The 16,851-nt window shown below is 42.2% G+C and carries 11 protein-coding genes; 2 read left to right on the forward strand and 9 right to left on the reverse strand.

Features of this window, described 5'->3' with window-relative positions:
* Positions 1 to 16 precede the first annotated feature (16 nt).
* Positions 17 to 217: a type II toxin-antitoxin system antitoxin gene (locus ABR189_RS25980; RefSeq protein WP_354663412.1), complete on the reverse strand. Its 201-nt coding sequence runs from the start codon at positions 215 to 217 to the stop codon at positions 17 to 19.
* A gap of 44 nt (positions 218 to 261) precedes the next feature.
* Positions 262 to 1,131: an SPFH domain-containing protein gene (locus ABR189_RS25985; protein ID WP_354663413.1), complete on the reverse strand. Its 870-nt coding sequence runs from the start codon at positions 1,129 to 1,131 to the stop codon at positions 262 to 264.
* 140 nt (positions 1,132 to 1,271) lie between these two features.
* On the opposite strand from ABR189_RS25985, the gene ABR189_RS25990 reads away from it, so the two are divergent.
* Positions 1,272 to 2,093, forward strand: coding sequence for an alpha/beta hydrolase (locus ABR189_RS25990; protein ID WP_354663414.1), 822 nt, complete (start codon positions 1,272 to 1,274; stop codon positions 2,091 to 2,093).
* Positions 2,094 to 2,206: 113 nt separating this feature from the next.
* On the opposite strand, the gene ABR189_RS25995 is transcribed toward ABR189_RS25990, so the two are convergent.
* The 7 genes from ABR189_RS25995 to ABR189_RS26025 all read right to left on the reverse strand — a co-directional run bounded on the left by ABR189_RS25995 (position 2,207) and on the right by ABR189_RS26025 (position 15,329).
* Complete coding sequence (locus ABR189_RS25995) at positions 2,207 to 3,847, reverse strand: RagB/SusD family nutrient uptake outer membrane protein (protein ID WP_354663415.1); 1,641 nt, start codon at positions 3,845 to 3,847, stop codon at positions 2,207 to 2,209.
* A 25-nt stretch (positions 3,848 to 3,872) separates the two neighbouring features.
* Complete coding sequence (locus ABR189_RS26000) at positions 3,873 to 7,013, reverse strand: SusC/RagA family TonB-linked outer membrane protein (protein WP_354663416.1); 3,141 nt, start codon at positions 7,011 to 7,013, stop codon at positions 3,873 to 3,875.
* Positions 7,014 to 7,426: 413 nt separating this feature from the next.
* Positions 7,427 to 9,019: a SusD/RagB family nutrient-binding outer membrane lipoprotein gene (locus tag ABR189_RS26005; protein ID WP_354663417.1), complete on the reverse strand. Its 1,593-nt coding sequence runs from the start codon at positions 9,017 to 9,019 to the stop codon at positions 7,427 to 7,429.
* A gap of 24 nt (positions 9,020 to 9,043) precedes the next feature.
* Positions 9,044 to 12,529, reverse strand: coding sequence for a SusC/RagA family TonB-linked outer membrane protein (locus ABR189_RS26010; protein WP_354663418.1), 3,486 nt, complete (start codon positions 12,527 to 12,529; stop codon positions 9,044 to 9,046).
* A gap of 6 nt (positions 12,530 to 12,535) precedes the next feature.
* Positions 12,536 to 13,561, reverse strand: coding sequence for a FecR family protein (locus tag ABR189_RS26015; protein WP_354663419.1), 1,026 nt, complete (start codon positions 13,559 to 13,561; stop codon positions 12,536 to 12,538).
* A gap of 86 nt (positions 13,562 to 13,647) precedes the next feature.
* Positions 13,648 to 14,238, reverse strand: a complete 591-nt coding sequence (locus tag ABR189_RS26020) for an RNA polymerase sigma factor (RefSeq protein WP_354663420.1) — start codon at positions 14,236 to 14,238, stop codon at positions 13,648 to 13,650.
* A gap of 215 nt (positions 14,239 to 14,453) precedes the next feature.
* Positions 14,454 to 15,329: an AraC family transcriptional regulator gene (locus tag ABR189_RS26025; RefSeq protein ID WP_354663421.1), complete on the reverse strand. Its 876-nt coding sequence runs from the start codon at positions 15,327 to 15,329 to the stop codon at positions 14,454 to 14,456.
* A 211-nt stretch (positions 15,330 to 15,540) separates the two neighbouring features.
* Here ABR189_RS26025 and ABR189_RS26030 point away from each other — a divergent pair, with 211 nt between their 5' ends.
* Positions 15,541 to 16,590 (forward strand): LacI family DNA-binding transcriptional regulator, encoded by a 1,050-nt coding sequence (locus ABR189_RS26030; RefSeq protein WP_354663422.1) that lies wholly within the window; start codon positions 15,541 to 15,543, stop codon positions 16,588 to 16,590.
* Positions 16,591 to 16,851: the final 261 nt, after the last annotated feature.

Genomic DNA, 16,851 nt, shown 5'->3' on the forward strand with positions numbered 1-16,851 from the left:
GATGCCTGGTATCCTGCTATTTTTTTTCTTTTTTATTTTGTGTGTTGTTTTCTTTAGCGGGTTGGGGCTTTGGCATTCTGCCGGCTTCTTTCAGTGCCCGGTGAATAAGCCATTCCATTTGACCATTCACACTACGAAACTCATCCGCAGCCCATTTTTCAATGGCTTCATGAGTTTGCGCGTCTATCCTTAATACGAATGTTTTCTTTTCTGCCATGATGCCTCCGTTCAGTTTTTTCTGGTGAGGAAGTTTTCACCTTCTTAATTGTGTAACGTTCCTGTATTTACCACCGGACTAACTTTAGACTCTCCGCAAAGCACTACCAGCAGATTAGATACCATTGCCGCTTTGCGCTCTTCATCGAGTGCAACGATGCCTTTTTCAGATAGTTTTGACAGGGCCATTTCCACCATACCTACGGCACCTTCTACAATTTTACTACGGGCAGCCACAATTGCTGTAGCCTGCTGGCGTTGCAGCATAGCGCCTGCAATTTCTGATGCATAAGCCAGGTGGCTGATACGGGCTTCCAGTACATTAATACCTGCAGGAGCCAGGCGCGCATTCAGCTCCAGTTCCAGCATCTCATTTACTTTTTCGCCGCCATCACGGAGGGTAATTTCTGCCTTTTCATCTTCCATCATATCGTAGGCATAACTGGTAGCCAGGTGGCGTACTGCTGCCTCACTCTGAACACCCACATACTGTTGGAAATCGGCCACTTCAAAAGCTGCCTTGTAAGTATCCTGTACCTTCCACACAATCACAGCGGCTATTTCAATAGGATTGCCAAGTTTGTCATTTACTTTGAGCATTTGCCCATTGAGGTTTTGTGCCCGTAAGCTCAGATTATAGGTTTTGAAAAGCGGGTTTACCCAAAGCAGCCCATTTTCCTTTACTGAACCTACATATTTACCAAAGAAGGTCAATACCCTGGAATGATTGGGGTTGATGATCATGATGCCTTTGGACATGAATATAAAGAAGATGAAGATGGCTATTGCTGCCCACACATATCCCTGATTGGTTGTTTGGGCAAACAAGACCATAAAATAAATAGCTGCCAGCAATGATACAATTGCCAGTACAAAGGCGAGATAGCCCGAAACGGGTCTGGTAACTTTTTCCATAAGGGTTATTTTTATGATATCAATATGATATCAAATGTAATCATTTTAATCAGAAATGAAAAAAAATGTTCATCTCCCTTTTTCAAGCGGTTTGCAAGCTTCGGTTTAACATATTAATTTGGACGAAAATAGAAATCACAATGAGGAAGTATTTTATCTGGGTATTTGTACTGTTTTGTTTGGCAGGAGAGTTAAAAGCAGGGATAGTAGATACTGTTGCTATTAAGAGTCAGGCTATGGGCCGTAATTTTAAATGTGTGGTGATCACACCAGATACTTATAAAAAAGGGAAGCAGCAGTTTCCCGTAGTGTATCTGCTGCATGGATACAGCGGAAATCATAGCGACTGGATAAAGAAAGTACCTTCAATACAAAAGCTCGCTGATACTTACCAATGTATATTGGTATGCCCTGATGGCGGGTTCAGCAGTTGGTATTTTGACAGCCCAATAGATAATAGTATGCGGTATGAAACATTGGTAGCCAAAGAAATACCGGCTTATATTGATGCACACTACCGTACCCGTGCAGAAAGCCGTTACCGGGCCATTACAGGATTAAGCATGGGCGGGCATGGTGCTTTGTACCTGGCGGTACGGCATCCGGAAACATTTGGTGCTGCGGGAAGCATGAGCGGGGGAGTGGATATCCGTCCTTTTCCCAAAAACTGGGATATCGCCAAAAGACTTGGTACCCTGGAAGAGCAGCCGGAGAACTGGAACAACAATACTGTGATGAATGTGGTAGAGCAGTTAAAACCAGGTAAACTGGCATTGATAATAGATTGCGGAATAGAAGATTTTTTCTATGCAGTGAACCATAACCTGCATGATAAGCTGATGGAACGCGGAATTGCACATGACTATAGCGAAAGGCCAGGTAGCCATACCTGGGAATATTGGGCGAATTCAATACAATATCATATGTTGTTTTTCAGCCGTTTCTTTAATGGCATTAAATAAGTAATAACAGGAAGGCCGTTTGTAGGAATACAAACGGCCTGTCATGTAATGTATGTATGTGACTTGTGTGAAATGAAACTTTAAAAGAGGTTCAGTATTTTGGTTGAAAAAAATTACGGTTTCTTATCCCACCATAAGCGGGTTCCCCCATTATCTGCCCCACCCCCTAATAACTGCACTGCTTTTTCCACTTCTGCTTTATTGGAAGTATACTCTGTACTTGGAAATGGTAATCTCCTGATTTGAATATCTGTATTGATCGTGTTGTTGCTATAGTTTTCTACCGGAGGGAATATTTTAGGATAAGTAGTACGGCGGAATTCTGACCAGGCCTCCTGACCCTCCGGGAACATTGCAATCCATTTTTGTGTAATGATCCGTTCCAGTTTTTCTTCGTCCGAAGCCGCATTATCCCATTTAACCGTAATGGTAGAGGGTACTGGTGCATTGTTGGCTGCATTTTGCGGATCTACATATGCAGCAGGTGTGCTGACAGCATCATTCAGATAAGCGCTGGCGCCAGCAGCAGTTCCCCACTGTTCCATAGAGGTTTGTACCCCTTTTTCGTATAGCTCCTGTGGGGAGGCTTTTTCTGTCCAGCCTTTCAGTGCAGCTTCTGCACGGAGGAAATATACTTCCGCACTTGTCATTAACTGGATAGGCGTGTTGGGAGTAAATGTTTTATTATCCTTGAAGTTAGGAGTGGAGTATCCGCTGTAAGCTGGCTTGGCCAGCATTTTACAACCTCCGCGAATGCCCAGGTACAGGTATTTGCCTTTGGCCTTTGCATAGGAAGTTGAGTCCATGTATTTGCCAATACGGGGATCTTTAAAACCTGCCATGTAAGACTGTAAGGAAGCATTGATGCTCATGTCAGACCAATTGTCGATCATGGTGCGGAGCGGATGTCTTAAACCATAGCCGGATACCAGCATATTGTCTGTATTGGCGGTAAGCACGCCTCCGTTAATTGGGTCCAGTGACTTTTCCACTTCTGCTTTTGCTTTGGTGGCATTTGCATACGAGATACGGATAGCCAATCTTAAACGCAGGGAGTTGGCAAATTTGATCCATTGCTTATAATCACCCTTGTACACCATATCAAATTTGGCATACGGTGTTTTACCGGGATTAGCAGTTGTAAATGCTTTCAGATTAGTAAGGGCGGTATCGAGATCCTTGAACATAGCATTATACACTTCTTCCTGACTATCATAAGCAGCTGCAGTGCTGCTGGCTCCATATTTACTGTATGGAATGGGACCATAAACATCCGTAACCCGATGCATTGCTTCTACTTTAAGGATTAAGGCAATCCCCCAGAAATCAGGTGCATCTTTGCGGGCTCCCAGACGTGCCAGTTCTGTAACCGGCGCCATCACGTTGTTGTAAGGAACCGTAAAAGCTGTACCGTTCCAGCCCTCCCGCAGACCATAATTAAAATTGGTGATACCAGTGGAGAACGGATTTGGAGACATCATATAACCGGAAAAAACATCTGCACCCAGGTTCTGCTGCAATTGAAATTCCCAGTCGGTATTGTTGTAGTTATAGTAAATAGAAGATTGGATCTGCGGGAACATCAATCCCAGGTAATTACGGTCGGGTTTTAACTGATCAGGAGACAGGCCGGTAGGATCTGTATTATACTTTTCGAAATTCTTAGTACAGGCCGTTCCAAATAATGCAACAGCCAGCAGTACAACAGACAGCAGCCGGTGATGTGCGGAGTAAATTTTATGATTCGTTTTCATCATTGCTTATTTAATGCGTTAGTACTTAGAAGGAAACATTTACGTTTAAGCCAAAGCTGCGGGTAGCCGGCAGAGAAAATACATCTACACCAGACAGGCCATTACCGGTAGACATGGTCAGTTCCGGATCAAATGGTGCTTTTTTGTAGATATAGGCCAGATTTCTGCCTACTAAAGACAGCTTCAATGCTTTTACGTAAGTACCTTTCAGTGGTAAAGAGTAGCCCAGGGCAACTTCACGCAACCTCACATTGGAGGCGCTGTAAATGTATTCTCCGGATACACCGGCTCTACCTCCTACGGAAGTGTACCATGTTTCTGCATCTACCTTATTAACAGCTTTTCCCTGGTCATCTACGGCATTTACGTTAACACCACCTGCATCACGGGCATCACCGGTTTCTTTGGAAACACCATAGAGGTCAAGCATAGATTGTGTCATGGATAATACCTGCCCACCAAACTTGCCATCAATCAGGAAGCTGAGAGAGAAGTTTTTGTAGCCGATATTATTATTCCAGCCGGCCTGCCATTTAGGATTTGGATTTCCAATGAGCGTGAACGCATCTTCTGACAATGGTTTACCTTTGTCGCTTAGTTTAACGCGTCCCTGCTCATCGCGCAGTAATTTTTTTCCGTAAATGTCACCATAAGATCCACCTACTACTATCATAGATTGGTAGCTGTTATTGGCAGCCTCTGTCAGGATAAACTGATCTATGCCAGGTGCCAGCTCTTTAACGGTGTTTTTATTGGTGGAGAAATTGGCTGCTGAATTCCAGGTAAGCTGGCTGTTTTTTAAGATGTCGTAACCCAGCATAATTTCAACCCCTTTGTTTTCCAGGTTACCGCCATTGATAAAGCGGGTGCTGAAGCCAGTTCCTGGTGGAACGGTTATTTCAAAGTATTGGTTGATGGTATTTGTTTTGTAGTAGGTGAAATCAAAATTCAACCTGTTGCTAACAAAGCGCCAGGATGTTCCTAATTCCAATGAACGGGTTTTTTCCGGTTTCATTTCACCAAAAGGTTTGCGGGTATTGAAATTTACGGTGCCGGGATTGGAGCCCAGATGGCTTTGGATATTGGTGATGTAAACGGGCACTGTATTTCCCACTACTGCATATGAACCTCTCAGTTTTGCATAGTTCACTATTTCCGGCATGGTAAACATCTGGTTCAACATAAAGGTTAACCCCGCTGATGGATAGAAATAAGAGTAGTTATTGGTGTAACTGAGATTAGATGACCAGTCATTTCTGCCGGTGAGGTCAAGGAATACCCAGTCGTTAAAAGATAAGTTTACGTTAGCGAAAACGGCTTGCAGTTGTGAGCGGTTTTCCGGAAGCGTAGCTGCCAGGTAAGTGGGCATGATCATGTTCTGGATCGTAAATACATTAGGGATGTACAATCCGTTATTATAGGTATCAAAGGTTTCTCCTTTGGTTCTGGTATCGGTAATACTTGTACCAAGGATCGCGTTTATTTTAAACTTCTCGGCCGGAATGGTGAAGTTGGCAATGAAATCGCCATAGCTCTGGGTAGTAGTTTGATTGCTGTATATGAAACGACCATCTTTGGAAGATAAAACAGGATGTGTACCTGCATAAATGTCTGATTCATACACATCATTGGTACGATCGATACTTCCTCTTGCCTGTAAATAAATCGTTTTGGTCAGATCGTATTTAGCGCTCACATTGATCATGGTTCTGTAGCGGTCAGCCACACTGCCGTTCCGATTGGGGATCCAGTAAGGATTTTGCTGAACATCTTCATCAAAAGGCCAGTTTTGTTTCATTAACTGCCTTTCAGGATCCATGATCTCATAATTGTTCTTATAAGGAGAGATGTCCAACCCTCTTGGAAACAGATACAACCCGGTGAGTGGATTAAAATAAAGGCCTGATACAGGGCCATTATTTACCTTTTGAACAATGTAGTTCACATTACCATCCACAGTCAGTTTATCATTCAGGAAATGCCCTGTTTCGCGGAAATTAAGATTATGACGGGTTAGCTTATTACCTGGCACTATACCATTGGAAAGCGTGTTGGCATAGGAGAAGTAAGTTTGCATGATATTGGACCCGGCAGAAAAATTGATGGCATTGGTAAGCGTAGTTCCGGTACGGAAAAAATCAGATAAGTTATCCTGGGCATTATTAATTTTTGCTCCCCAGCTTTGAGTAGCCTTGGGATCTGTTTGTCCATAGCTGTTTTGAAACTTTGGCTTATAGGCTGCCTGATCAATAGTTAAGTTAGAGGAGAAATTTACTCTTGTTTGTCCGGCACCACCTTTTTTAGTGGTGATGAGGATTACCCCATTTGCTGCCTGGCTGCCATATAATGCAGCAGAAGAAGCACCCTTTAGTACGCTGATGCTTTCTATATCATCCGGGTTAAGGTTACTGATCCCATCTCCACCATCACGGCCAGGGGAATAATTGATTGTACCATTACCACCCCAGGTACTGTTAGGTTGCTGGGTAGAGAAGTTGGTCATTGGTACCCCATCAATTACATAAAGGGGTTGGTTGCTGCCATTTGCAGATTTATTACCACGCAGCAATACCTTAACAGATCCGCCAACACCGGAGCTACTGCGGGCAATGGTTACCCCTACTGTTTTACCGGATAAGGCATTCATTAAGTTGGCATCCTTAGCTTTGGTCAGTTCTACCCCGGATAACTGCTGGGTAGCATAGGTAGTTGATTTCTCAGATCTCTTAACACCGAGGGCGGTTACTACCAGTTCACTGAGCCCTCTTACGCTTTCATCCAGTGCTATGTTAAACTCGCTGCCGGCATTTACAGTCAGCTCTTTTCCGGTCATGCCAATAGAGCTGAATACGAGGATATCCCCGGCGTTTGCATGTAGTTTATAGTGTCCGTTTGCATCTGTTTTAGTGCCTTTGGAAGTACCTTTTACCTGTACCGTAACACCTGGAAGGGGAGTCCCTTTGTTATCGCGTACAGTACCGGTTACCTCTTTTTCCTGTTGGATACTTAATAAAGAAGAGGTGTGCAGTGCATTTAAAGCGGCATAACCGGAATGCAGGTACTTGCCAGCTCCGGATGCTGTAATGTAAGCACTGGATGCCAATACTGAAGTTAGCGTAAGGCCGGTAGCAACGCACACTTTCATTAGGCGTAAGTTTGTTTTCATATGTGCCTTTTTTGGTTTGATAAATAGATTTTAACCTTAACTGATCACTTAAATGCTGATTGATAGTTTGTAGTTGTATATAGCAGTAGTATTTTTTTAAGGACCGTGAATGACAATAGGAATCCCTTGTGCCGTACAACGGCACCGAAAGTCACAAACTTTTAAAAAATGTGTTAATTGAAGTATCTACAGGTGTAGCTGCATAGCTGACAACATTTCGTTTATTTATTTACGTTATCTGTTTTCACCTTTTGGATAGCATCCGCACACCCGCTATTGATGCGGGATTAGCATTGCTTTTTTTTGTGTATAGTAAGGAGTCGCGTGAAGAGAACAGAAGTACTATCCTGAATTAAATTATTTTTAATTTTTTATGCTGTTAATACAAAGGGTATTTAATACACTATATAAAATTACAGATCCCACCATAGTTTTGTGCCACCATTGTCAAGGCCTTTCAGTGTTTTTAATGCTTTTTCAACACCTATTGGGTTAGTAGTGTATTCAATATAAGGAAGGTTGATGCGGCGAATGAAAGCTTCCGTAGAAATGGTATTACCGCTGTTATTAATTACCACGGGAAATAATTTGGGATACCCTGTACGCCGGAATTCCGTCCAGGCCTCCTGGCCTTCCGGGTACATGGCGATCCATTTTTGTGTAATAATACGTTCCAGCTTTTGTTGTATAGATGCGTTGTTGTCCCATTTAATAGTGATAGTACTTAAATGAATGTTGCCGGCGGGGACGTCATTAGCCGGATTTTTTGGATCTTTATAAGGCCTGGGTTTGCTGGTATTGTCATTTACATAGGCATTGAAATAGCTGGACAGACCATATTGCGTAAAAGAAGTTGCAATTCCTTTCTCATAATTGTTTTTCGCATCACCGCTACCAGCCCATCCGTAAAGTGCAGCCTCTGCTTTAAGAAACCAGGCTTCCGCGGCGGTCATAAAAAGGATCTTGTTCTCGAATTTTACCAATTTTGAAAAACCGGTGTAGAGGTCTTTAGCAGGAATGTTAATCCCATTTCTGATACCATTGTAGCTATTGGTGGCAGCGTTGCTGGGTACAAAATAATGCGGGAGGCGGGGATCGTTGTATCCGGTGAGTATTGACTCCATCGGCGCCCCCATCCTGATATCACTCCAGGTATAGCACATAATATTAAGGGGATGTGTAACCGGCTCAATGTTGACATTAAAGTTTTCGTCAGCACTGGTTAATAACCCATAAGGATGTTGCAGTGCTGCTTCACCTTCTGCTTTGGCCTTTGGGAGATCAACACCGGATATCCGTATAGCCAGGCGCAAACGGAGTGTGTTGGCAAACCGGATCCATTTGCGGTAGTCCCCTTTGTATACCATGTCGAATACAGCGAACCGCTGTTTAGCACCACTTTCTACATAAGCGGTCAATGCTTTTATTGCCTCATCAAGATCTTTGAAAAAAGCGTAGTATGCCGCTTGTTGCGAGTCAAAATCAATACTATGATCAGGGTTAATGATCCCATATTTTGTGTAAATAATAGGGCCATAAATGTCACTTACCCGGTGCATAGCTTCTACTTTGATTATTTGTGCCCATGCATAAAAGTCGGGGTACTTCCCTTTTGCTTTATTTTGTGCGAAATCACAGTTGGTCATTATATTTCCATAGTTTACCAACCATGGTTTTACATTCCACGGCATTAGCAGGCCATAGTTTGTATTATTGATATTCCCTTCAAAGGGAGTAGGGGTCATCATATATCCGGAATAAACGTCGGCATTAAGATTTTGCTGTAGTTGTGCTGTTGGAGGATCATTCGCCAGCAGAATACTAAGCATGGCCTGTGCCAGTGGTTCACCCAGCAATTCATAATCTGCTTTTAATTCCTCCTCTGTAAAGTCGTACGGGTTTTTATTAATATTTTCAAATTGTTTGGTACAGCCGGTATATAATATAACTATCCCTGCTAACAAAGCGGAGGGTTTGATAATTATGTTATAAAGCGCTTTAGGCATAACCATAACCGTTTAATATTTTACTTAGAAACTCACTTTAATACTGGCGCCTATACTACGGGTAGCTGGCAATCCAAATACGTCTACTCCCTGCAATGCATTGCTTGTAGACATACTCACTTCGGGATCAAATGGGGCGCTTCTTTTCAGGAAGCAAAGATTTTTTCCGATGATACTGGCCTTTATATGGCTGACCAGTTTATTCCGCAATGGAATATTGTAGCCCAGGCTTAACTCCCGTAATCTTATGTTGGTGGCATCATACATATACATTTCACCAATGCCTGCCCGCCCACCAATAGTGGTATAATATTTCTGGGCATCCATCTTACCTGAAAAAGCCTGTCCATTTTCCTGTACGGCATTGATAGGCACCCCTCCATTATCTCTCGCTGCAGCACTTTCTTCACTTACGCCATATCCGTCTAAAATCGCTTGTGTAACACTCATCACCTGGCCACCAAATCTGCCATCTATTAAAAAATTAAGAGAAATCTTTTTATAGCTAATTGTGTTATTCCACCCTAAAGCAAAATCAGGGTTGGGGTTGCCTACCTTTTTGTAGATGTTTTTGGTAGTCAGCTTATCATTGCTGTCAATAATATACTGCCCCTTTTCGTTAGTCACCAGTTCTTTATTGGTGTAGATATCTCCCCAGGAGCCACCTTCTTTAATAAAGGAGCCGTAGAGGTTCACTCCATAATCTGTCAGCACAAAGCTGTTGTCTGGCCCTGCTCCGGGGATATTGTTATTACTCAGGTTTACTATGGTGTTTTTGTTGTGTGAAAAATTAAGGCCTGAGGTCCAGGTAGTATGTTTGGTGCTAACAGGCATGGTGGTCAACATGCATTCCCAGCCCTGGTTCTGAATATAACCAAGATTGATATAGTAGGTGAGATAGCGTGATCCCGGAGGCGCAGGCACTTCCATATATTGTTTGTAATTATTGTTTTTGTAGTAGGTAATATCCAGGAGTACTCTTCCATTGAGGAAGTGGAGTTCGGCTCCTGTTTCAAAGGACTGGTTTTTTTCCGGCTCCAGGTAAACGCCAGGGTAAGGAGCGCCTTTGTTGAAAGCTACCCTTGTAACACCGGCAATTGTCTGAAGCGTAAAACGGGCAGGGCGGGAAACATAAGGCGCGATATCATTGCCTACCTTAGCAAAAGAGGTACGCAATTTTGCAAATTGTATAAAGGAAGGCAATTTAATCATATCGCTTACCACAGCAGCAATACCGGCAGAATAATAAAAATAGCCGGAGCGCATGGTAGGTGTAAAAGCAAAGGTGCTTGACCAGTCATTTCTACCCGTAATATCCAGAAACAGGTAATCCTTCAATCCAATTTGTACGCTTGCAAAAAGTGCCTGCAATTGTTTGTTTTCTATGTTATGTTGCGCATCCATGGAAGTGCCCAGAATGTTAGATACAGAAAACTTATTGGCGTAGCTTAGCCCCGGGTTTGCATAGGGGTTGGCACCATTAAATGCACGGTCGTGGGCCTTCACATCTGTAATACTGCACCCAAGCGTGGTAGCCATATGCAGTTGCCTGGAAAGTTTCCAGTTGGTATTGGCAAATACATCTGCATAGAATTGTGTATTGAATTCTTTTTCCAGTATATATCTGCCGTTGGAAGGAGAGAGTGTGGCCTGTGTACCTGCATAAGCCATCAGTTCATATTGGTCCAGTGATTTGTCGAAGCTCCCCCTGGCCTGCAGGGATAACCAGTTAAACAACTGGTATTTTAAGGTCAGCGATGCTAACCCCCGGTATCTTTTATCTTTCCGGAGATTGCGGTGCAGTGCCCAATACGGGTTTTGCTGGTCATCCTGTCCTACCCAGTCTTTGTCATTTCTGATATTCCACCAGTTTTGAAGGTTGAGTTCACGGCTTTTATCTGCGTATTCGAATTCGTTTTTATAGCTATCAAAATCTTGGCCCCTTGGGAAGGTGTATAAACCGGATAAAGGACTGTAATATAAGCCGGAAGACAACCGGTTATTACTTTCCTGTGCCAGAAAGAGAATGTTGGCATCTACGTTCAGTTTATCATTTAGTAGTTGCAGGGTCTCTCTGAAATTAAAAGTATGCCGGCTGAATTTATTGGTGGGTAAAATCCCGGTGTTAGTAGTATTGGAATAGGAAAAATAGCTTTGTGCTGCCTCCGTTCCTCCGCTTAATGAGATGGCATTAATCAGGGTAGTACCTGTGCTAAAGAAACCTTTTACGTGATCTGGTACATTAACAGGATCGCCCCAGCTATGAAGGGAGCCGGGTTGGGGTTTCCCCTGACCATCAATAAAGGGTTTTACTGTCTGGCCATAGCGATATTGTAATTTAGGTATCAACATAGGTGTTTCCAGGGTAAGACTGGAGGAAAAATCAATACGCCCCCTGCCGGGTTTCCCTTTTTTAGTAGTAATGACAATAACGCCATTAGCTGCCTGGCTACCATACAATGCAGCTGCAGAAGCCCCTTTCAGAATACTGATACTTTCTATGTCGTCCGGATTAATATTAGAGATACCATCTCCGCCATCCCTGCCTCCGGTACCTATAATCAACCCGGATTGTCCCCATATATCGGTAGGTTGTGAAGGCGTAAAATTAGCCAGGGGCACTCCGTTTATGATATATAGCGGTTGGTTTTCGCGGGTAGATTTATTACCTCTTAAAGTAACCCTTGCGGAACCACCAACACCTGAAGCGCTACGGGTAATGGTAACCCCTGCAGTTTTACCAGCCAGACTATTAATGACATTAACATCTTTTACACCGGTCAGGTCATCATTGTCGGATTGTTGGGTAGCATAGGTAAGCTCGCGCGATTTTTTTTGTATGCCTAATGCTGTTACTACAAATTCGTTGAGTGCGTTCACATTTTCTGAAAGGGTAACGTCTATCTGACTTTGATTTCCAACAGTTATTTCTCTGGTAAAAAAGCCCACATATCTGAACACCAGTATATCTACGGGACTGGCATTAATGGTATAGGTAGCATCACTGTTGGTTTGGGTGCCTTTATTGTTGTGTTTTATCCATACCGTAACACCAGGCAACGGTACGCCATTGTTATCGCGTACCGTACCCTTTACTTCCCTGGTAAGAGAAGCACTGTTGATTAAAGAGACTTTGGATGTTTCACCCTCCGTACTACCACCTGTACCTACAATAATCTTATTGTTTTTACGGGTGAATTTTAATCCGGTTTGTTCGGCTAACAGGTTAAGTACTTCATCAATGGGTGTTTTGTTGCAGCTGAGCGTTACTTTTTTCTTCAGGTTCAGATCTGTTTTGTCGTAGTGGAAATTCAGGCCGGTTTTTGCTGAGATATCCGTCATCACGTCCTCAATAAGCTTATTTTTTACTTTTATGGTTACGAGGATATCTTTAGGGTCAGATAGCTGAATATTGGCACCGGCTTTAATATCTATACTTCCTCCGAACAAAAACAGTAGCATAAGCCCCATCGGAAAACAAACGTTCAGGAGCCGTATGTTTGCCCTCATATGAGCTTAGTTTTTGTTTTCCAGATAAATTGTATCGTTTTTAATTGTGTAAGAAAGGGATTTACTTATGCAAATGGTTTCGATAACATCCTGCAGGCTTTCATCTTTAAAAAAGCCATTGTATTTCCATTCTGTTTTATCGCTTTGGTTGACAATTGTTACACCGTACCGGTTTTCAATCTCGGTGATTACTTCATTATAGGACGCATCTTTAAAAACAAGTAATCCCTGTTTCCATCCTATGATATCTTCCTGTTTGCTAAAGGTTGTCTTTACCAGATGGGAAGATATGCGGTCATAGCTTACCTGTTCACTTGGGAGCAGTATTAGAGGCTTAGCTGTTTTATCCTGGTGTTGATCTTTATCAATCTTAACCTTTCCGGTTAGGAGGGCCACTGTAATTTTGTTTTCGTGTGCGTAAGCACGGATGTTAAAAGAGGTGCCCAATGCAGTCGTCGCAATTTCTGCCGTATGTACTGTAAACTGGCGCTGTGGATCTTTGGCAACCGTAAAAAAAGCTTCCCCTTCGTCGAGGTAAATATCCCTTTGTTGAGGTGAAAAGGTAACCGGATAACGTAATTTACTGGAGGCATTCAGCATGATGGTACTGCCATCTGCTAAAGCGATTCTTTCAGTACCTCCCCTGGCAGTAGTAATCTCCATATAACCATTCCGGATAACGCGATTGCTTTTGCCGGGCTGGGAGGGCGTTACAGTTTGTCTTGCAACAGGTGATGGGGGAGTAGCGCCATTGTAAAATTTAAACAGAAAAAGAACAGCGGCTACTACAATGGCAGCGGCAATTGCTGCATAGTACCAGGGCCTTAAACTACGTATGGGCTTAGGATGGATGTGTTCCTGGAGGTTTTGTCTTACCTCTTCCAGTTCTAACTCCAGGAAGTCTTCATCAACTAAAGTGGATTGGTGCCGGTTAATGCTGTCAAACCACGCCTCTACGGTGTTCGCCTCTTCTGCTGTACACTGTCCTTGCTTGTAGCGCTCCAATATATTTTTTATCTGTTCAATATCCACCTATGCTCATTTTTAGGTAATCCAGTTATAAGTCGTGTGAGGCATTCATTAGTACTATCCGGAAGGGAAAATAAGTTGTATCCGCCTTAAAATTTGTCTAAAAGGTAGCTGGAGAAGATAATAAGTATCACATCAGACTTGGCATAGTTAGCCCTCAGGATCTTTAGGGCTTTTGTAATCTGATTTTTAACCGTTTGCTGGGAAAGCCCCAACCGGCTTGCAATCTGCTCAACTGTCAGGTTTTCAAACCGACTCAGCATAAATACTTCTTTCATCCGTTCCGGTAAGTGATTAATGGCTTCAAACAGTTCCTGGGTTTTGGTTTTATAATCGATAGATTCCGTAATAGTATGTGGTTGAGCATCAAAATGTTCTATCAGTTGCTGCAGGTACTTACGGTAAGTAGCATTTTTACGGTAGATATCTACAATTTTATGACGGGCAGCCTGATAGAGATAAGGTTTGAGGGATTCCTGGATGGAAAGCGTATGTCTTTTCTCCCATAGGGATATAAACAGCTCCTGCAACACATCTTTGCTTATTTCGCCCGTATCGAGCTTGCTGAAAATATACAGGTACAGCATTTTACTGTAGCGGTTGTATATTGTGTTGAAAGCCGTTATGTTATCGTCTTTTAGGAGCGATAATAATTGCTGATCTGTATAACCACTGTACATTTAATGACAGGAGTAAGTGAGTGTTTTGATTGATAAATGTTGAAATGAAAGTAAGGATATTGTTTGAATTGGGATAATAAAATTTTTATCCGGAATTAGCTGGAGGGAGCTTCCCCGTTAAAGAAGTTAACTAATGTTATTGTGTAGCAAGTAGTTAGTAATTTAATTTAGCTGCCAGCTGCGGATAGCTAACAGCTAAAAGTAAGTTTGGGTGCCTAGGCTTCCTTTAAGCGAAGCTCATTCTTATATTCTTTAGGTGTTTTGCCTACTATTTCTTTAAAAAAGCGATTAAAGTTCGATAGGTTTTTAAATCCGCAGGAGTAAGCAATTTCTGCAATAGACCAGTCTTCTTCAGTGAGTCGTTTGCAGGCATGGCCAATGCGTACTTCGTTTAAGAATTGAACAAAGGATTTTTTAGTACGGTTTTTAAAGAACCTGCAGAAGGATTGCGGAGATAGGTTCGTAATGCTGGCTACATCCTGCAATGAAATTTCTTTAGAGAAGTTGTTCATTACATATTTGAACACTTCATCAATTTTATGATTATCCTTTACATTATATGCGTGGGAGTAGCCTGTGCTGGCAAGATAGTAGCAGTCTTTCGTTTCAGATAATGTTTTTAAGATGTTCAGCAGAGAAATAATTCTTTCCAGACCTTCTTTACGGGGCAGGGACAAAATCTCATGTTTGAGACTTTCCTGTGTGTCACCAATAATTTTCATACCTCTTTGTGCACGGTGGAAGAGCTCAGAAAGGGCTTTGGTTTCCGGTAATCCATAAAATTTTTCCCCAAAAATGTCTTTAGGGAAATAGATAACTACGGACTTTGCTTTGAGTTCTTCATTCCCGGCGTAATAGGCTTCATCATTATACCATACATGTGGAATATGGGGACCGAGGAATACCATATCTCCTACATCAAAGCTTTCAATGCTGTCGCCAACAATTCTTTTTCCATGACTTTCGGTTACATACACCAGCTCACATTCAGGATGAAAATGAAACGGTGTATTGAAATAGGGATCACTTCTTTCAATAATGGTGATCTGATTATCGGCAAAAGCCCCAACTTTAATAAGAATGGGTTTCATTAAGTATTAATTTAAATGCTTATATTATGCTGCCCTCTAGCACTATGCTTTCCTATGATTGATGCCAAATTATTAAATTTTGGTTAAAAAAACATCATTCCTGATAATTTGATAGGAATAAGATCCGGAAAAAGTACAATCGGACAATTTATGCACTATTTAAAAGGGATTTAGTATATTACGCTCAGGCTAAATCGATTCAGCTAAATATATGAAGGGAATATCAATCAAAGATATAGCAACTCAGGCAGGTGTATCTCCTACAACTGTGTCATTTGTACTTAATGGGAAAGCAAAGGAAAAAAGAATAAGCGAGCATGTAAGCAGGAAAATTCAGAAAATTGCAGCCAAACTCAAGTACAGGCCTAACCAGCTGGCCAGAGGATTACGTACAGGAAAAACCAAAACAATCGGTCTTATTGTTGAAGATATTGCTAATAGTTTTTTTGCCAGTGTGGCCAAAGTGGTAGAGGATGAAGCGGATAAATATGGATATAAGGTGCTGTATGGTAGCACGGAAGACAACGTGGAAAAGGCAAAAGGCTTGCTGGAGGTATTAAGGTACCGCCAGGTGGATGGTTATATTATTACCCCAACAAAGCACCTGGATAAGGAAATAGAGCTGCTGAAAGATACCAATAAACCAGTGGTGCTGATGGACCGTTACTTCCCTAATGTAAGTTCTCATTATGTTATAGTTGATAATTATGGTGGTGCTTATGCTGCTACTTCGCATCTGGTAAACCAGGGATATAAAAAAATAGCGATTGTAACTACTACTTCTGATCAGATTCAGATGAAGGACCGGTTTGACGGATTTGCCGCGGCACTGAAGGATCATGGGGTTACGTTTAATAAAACAGTGGTTAAAAAAATCCCTTTTGAAATGGACCGGGCAGCGCTGGCGCAGGAAATAATTAAGTATCTGCAAAGCGTAAAAGGGCTGGACGCTATCTTCTTTGCTACCAACTACCTGGGGATTTATGGGATTGAAAGTATCCGTTCACTTGGTTTACGTATTGGAGTGGATATCGGCGTTGTAAGTTTTGATGACCTGGACCTGTTCCGGCTGCATAGCCCTTCTATTACATGTATAGCACAGCCAATCCAGGAAATGGGCCGGCAAATTGTAGGGCTGCTGATGAAGGAACTGAACCATTCTTCTTCCACCTCACAACATGTTGTTTTAACACCGGAGCTAATGATCAGGGAATCATCTTCGCGGCAGATAAATGCCAAAATTCCCGTAATGCTCCGGTAACCTAACCGGGGGATCATATACCTTTTCAGCAACACTGATCTTTTTTTAACAAAGATTAATTACGCTTTCACAAATGATCAAAAATAAATCATCAAATATTTGTCCATACTGAAAAGTTTCAATAAGTTTGAGTTAGAAAAAAGGACTTGTTTTGATCCTTGAAGGACCGCAGGTTCTTTTTTTAGAGTAAAAGGCTAAAACGTTTTAGCCCTGTCAGCACACTTGTTATTGTTAGAAAGCTTGTTATTCGGCGTATCAACC

Source organism: Chitinophaga sp. H8 (assembly GCF_040567655.1).
Lineage (GTDB): Bacteria > Bacteroidota > Bacteroidia > Chitinophagales > Chitinophagaceae > Chitinophaga > Chitinophaga defluvii.

Coding starts and splice junctions, on each gene's coding strand:
- ABR189_RS25980 (WP_354663412.1), bottom strand. CDS start 217: ATGGCAGAAAAGAAAACATTCGTATTAAGGATAGACGCGCAAACTCAT.
- ABR189_RS25985 (WP_354663413.1), bottom strand. CDS start 1,131: ATGGAAAAAGTTACCAGACCCGTTTCGGGCTATCTCGCCTTTGTACTG.
- ABR189_RS25990 (WP_354663414.1), top strand. CDS start 1,272: ATGAGGAAGTATTTTATCTGGGTATTTGTACTGTTTTGTTTGGCAGGA.
- ABR189_RS25995 (WP_354663415.1), bottom strand. CDS start 3,847: ATGAAAACGAATCATAAAATTTACTCCGCACATCACCGGCTGCTGTCT.
- ABR189_RS26000 (WP_354663416.1), bottom strand. CDS start 7,013: ATGAAAACAAACTTACGCCTAATGAAAGTGTGCGTTGCTACCGGCCTT.
- ABR189_RS26005 (WP_354663417.1), bottom strand. CDS start 9,019: ATGCCTAAAGCGCTTTATAACATAATTATCAAACCCTCCGCTTTGTTA.
- ABR189_RS26010 (WP_354663418.1), bottom strand. CDS start 12,529: ATGAGGGCAAACATACGGCTCCTGAACGTTTGTTTTCCGATGGGGCTT.
- ABR189_RS26020 (WP_354663420.1), bottom strand. CDS start 14,238: ATGTACAGTGGTTATACAGATCAGCAATTATTATCGCTCCTAAAAGAC.
- ABR189_RS26025 (WP_354663421.1), bottom strand. CDS start 15,329: ATGAAACCCATTCTTATTAAAGTTGGGGCTTTTGCCGATAATCAGATC.
- ABR189_RS26030 (WP_354663422.1), top strand. CDS start 15,541: ATGAAGGGAATATCAATCAAAGATATAGCAACTCAGGCAGGTGTATCT.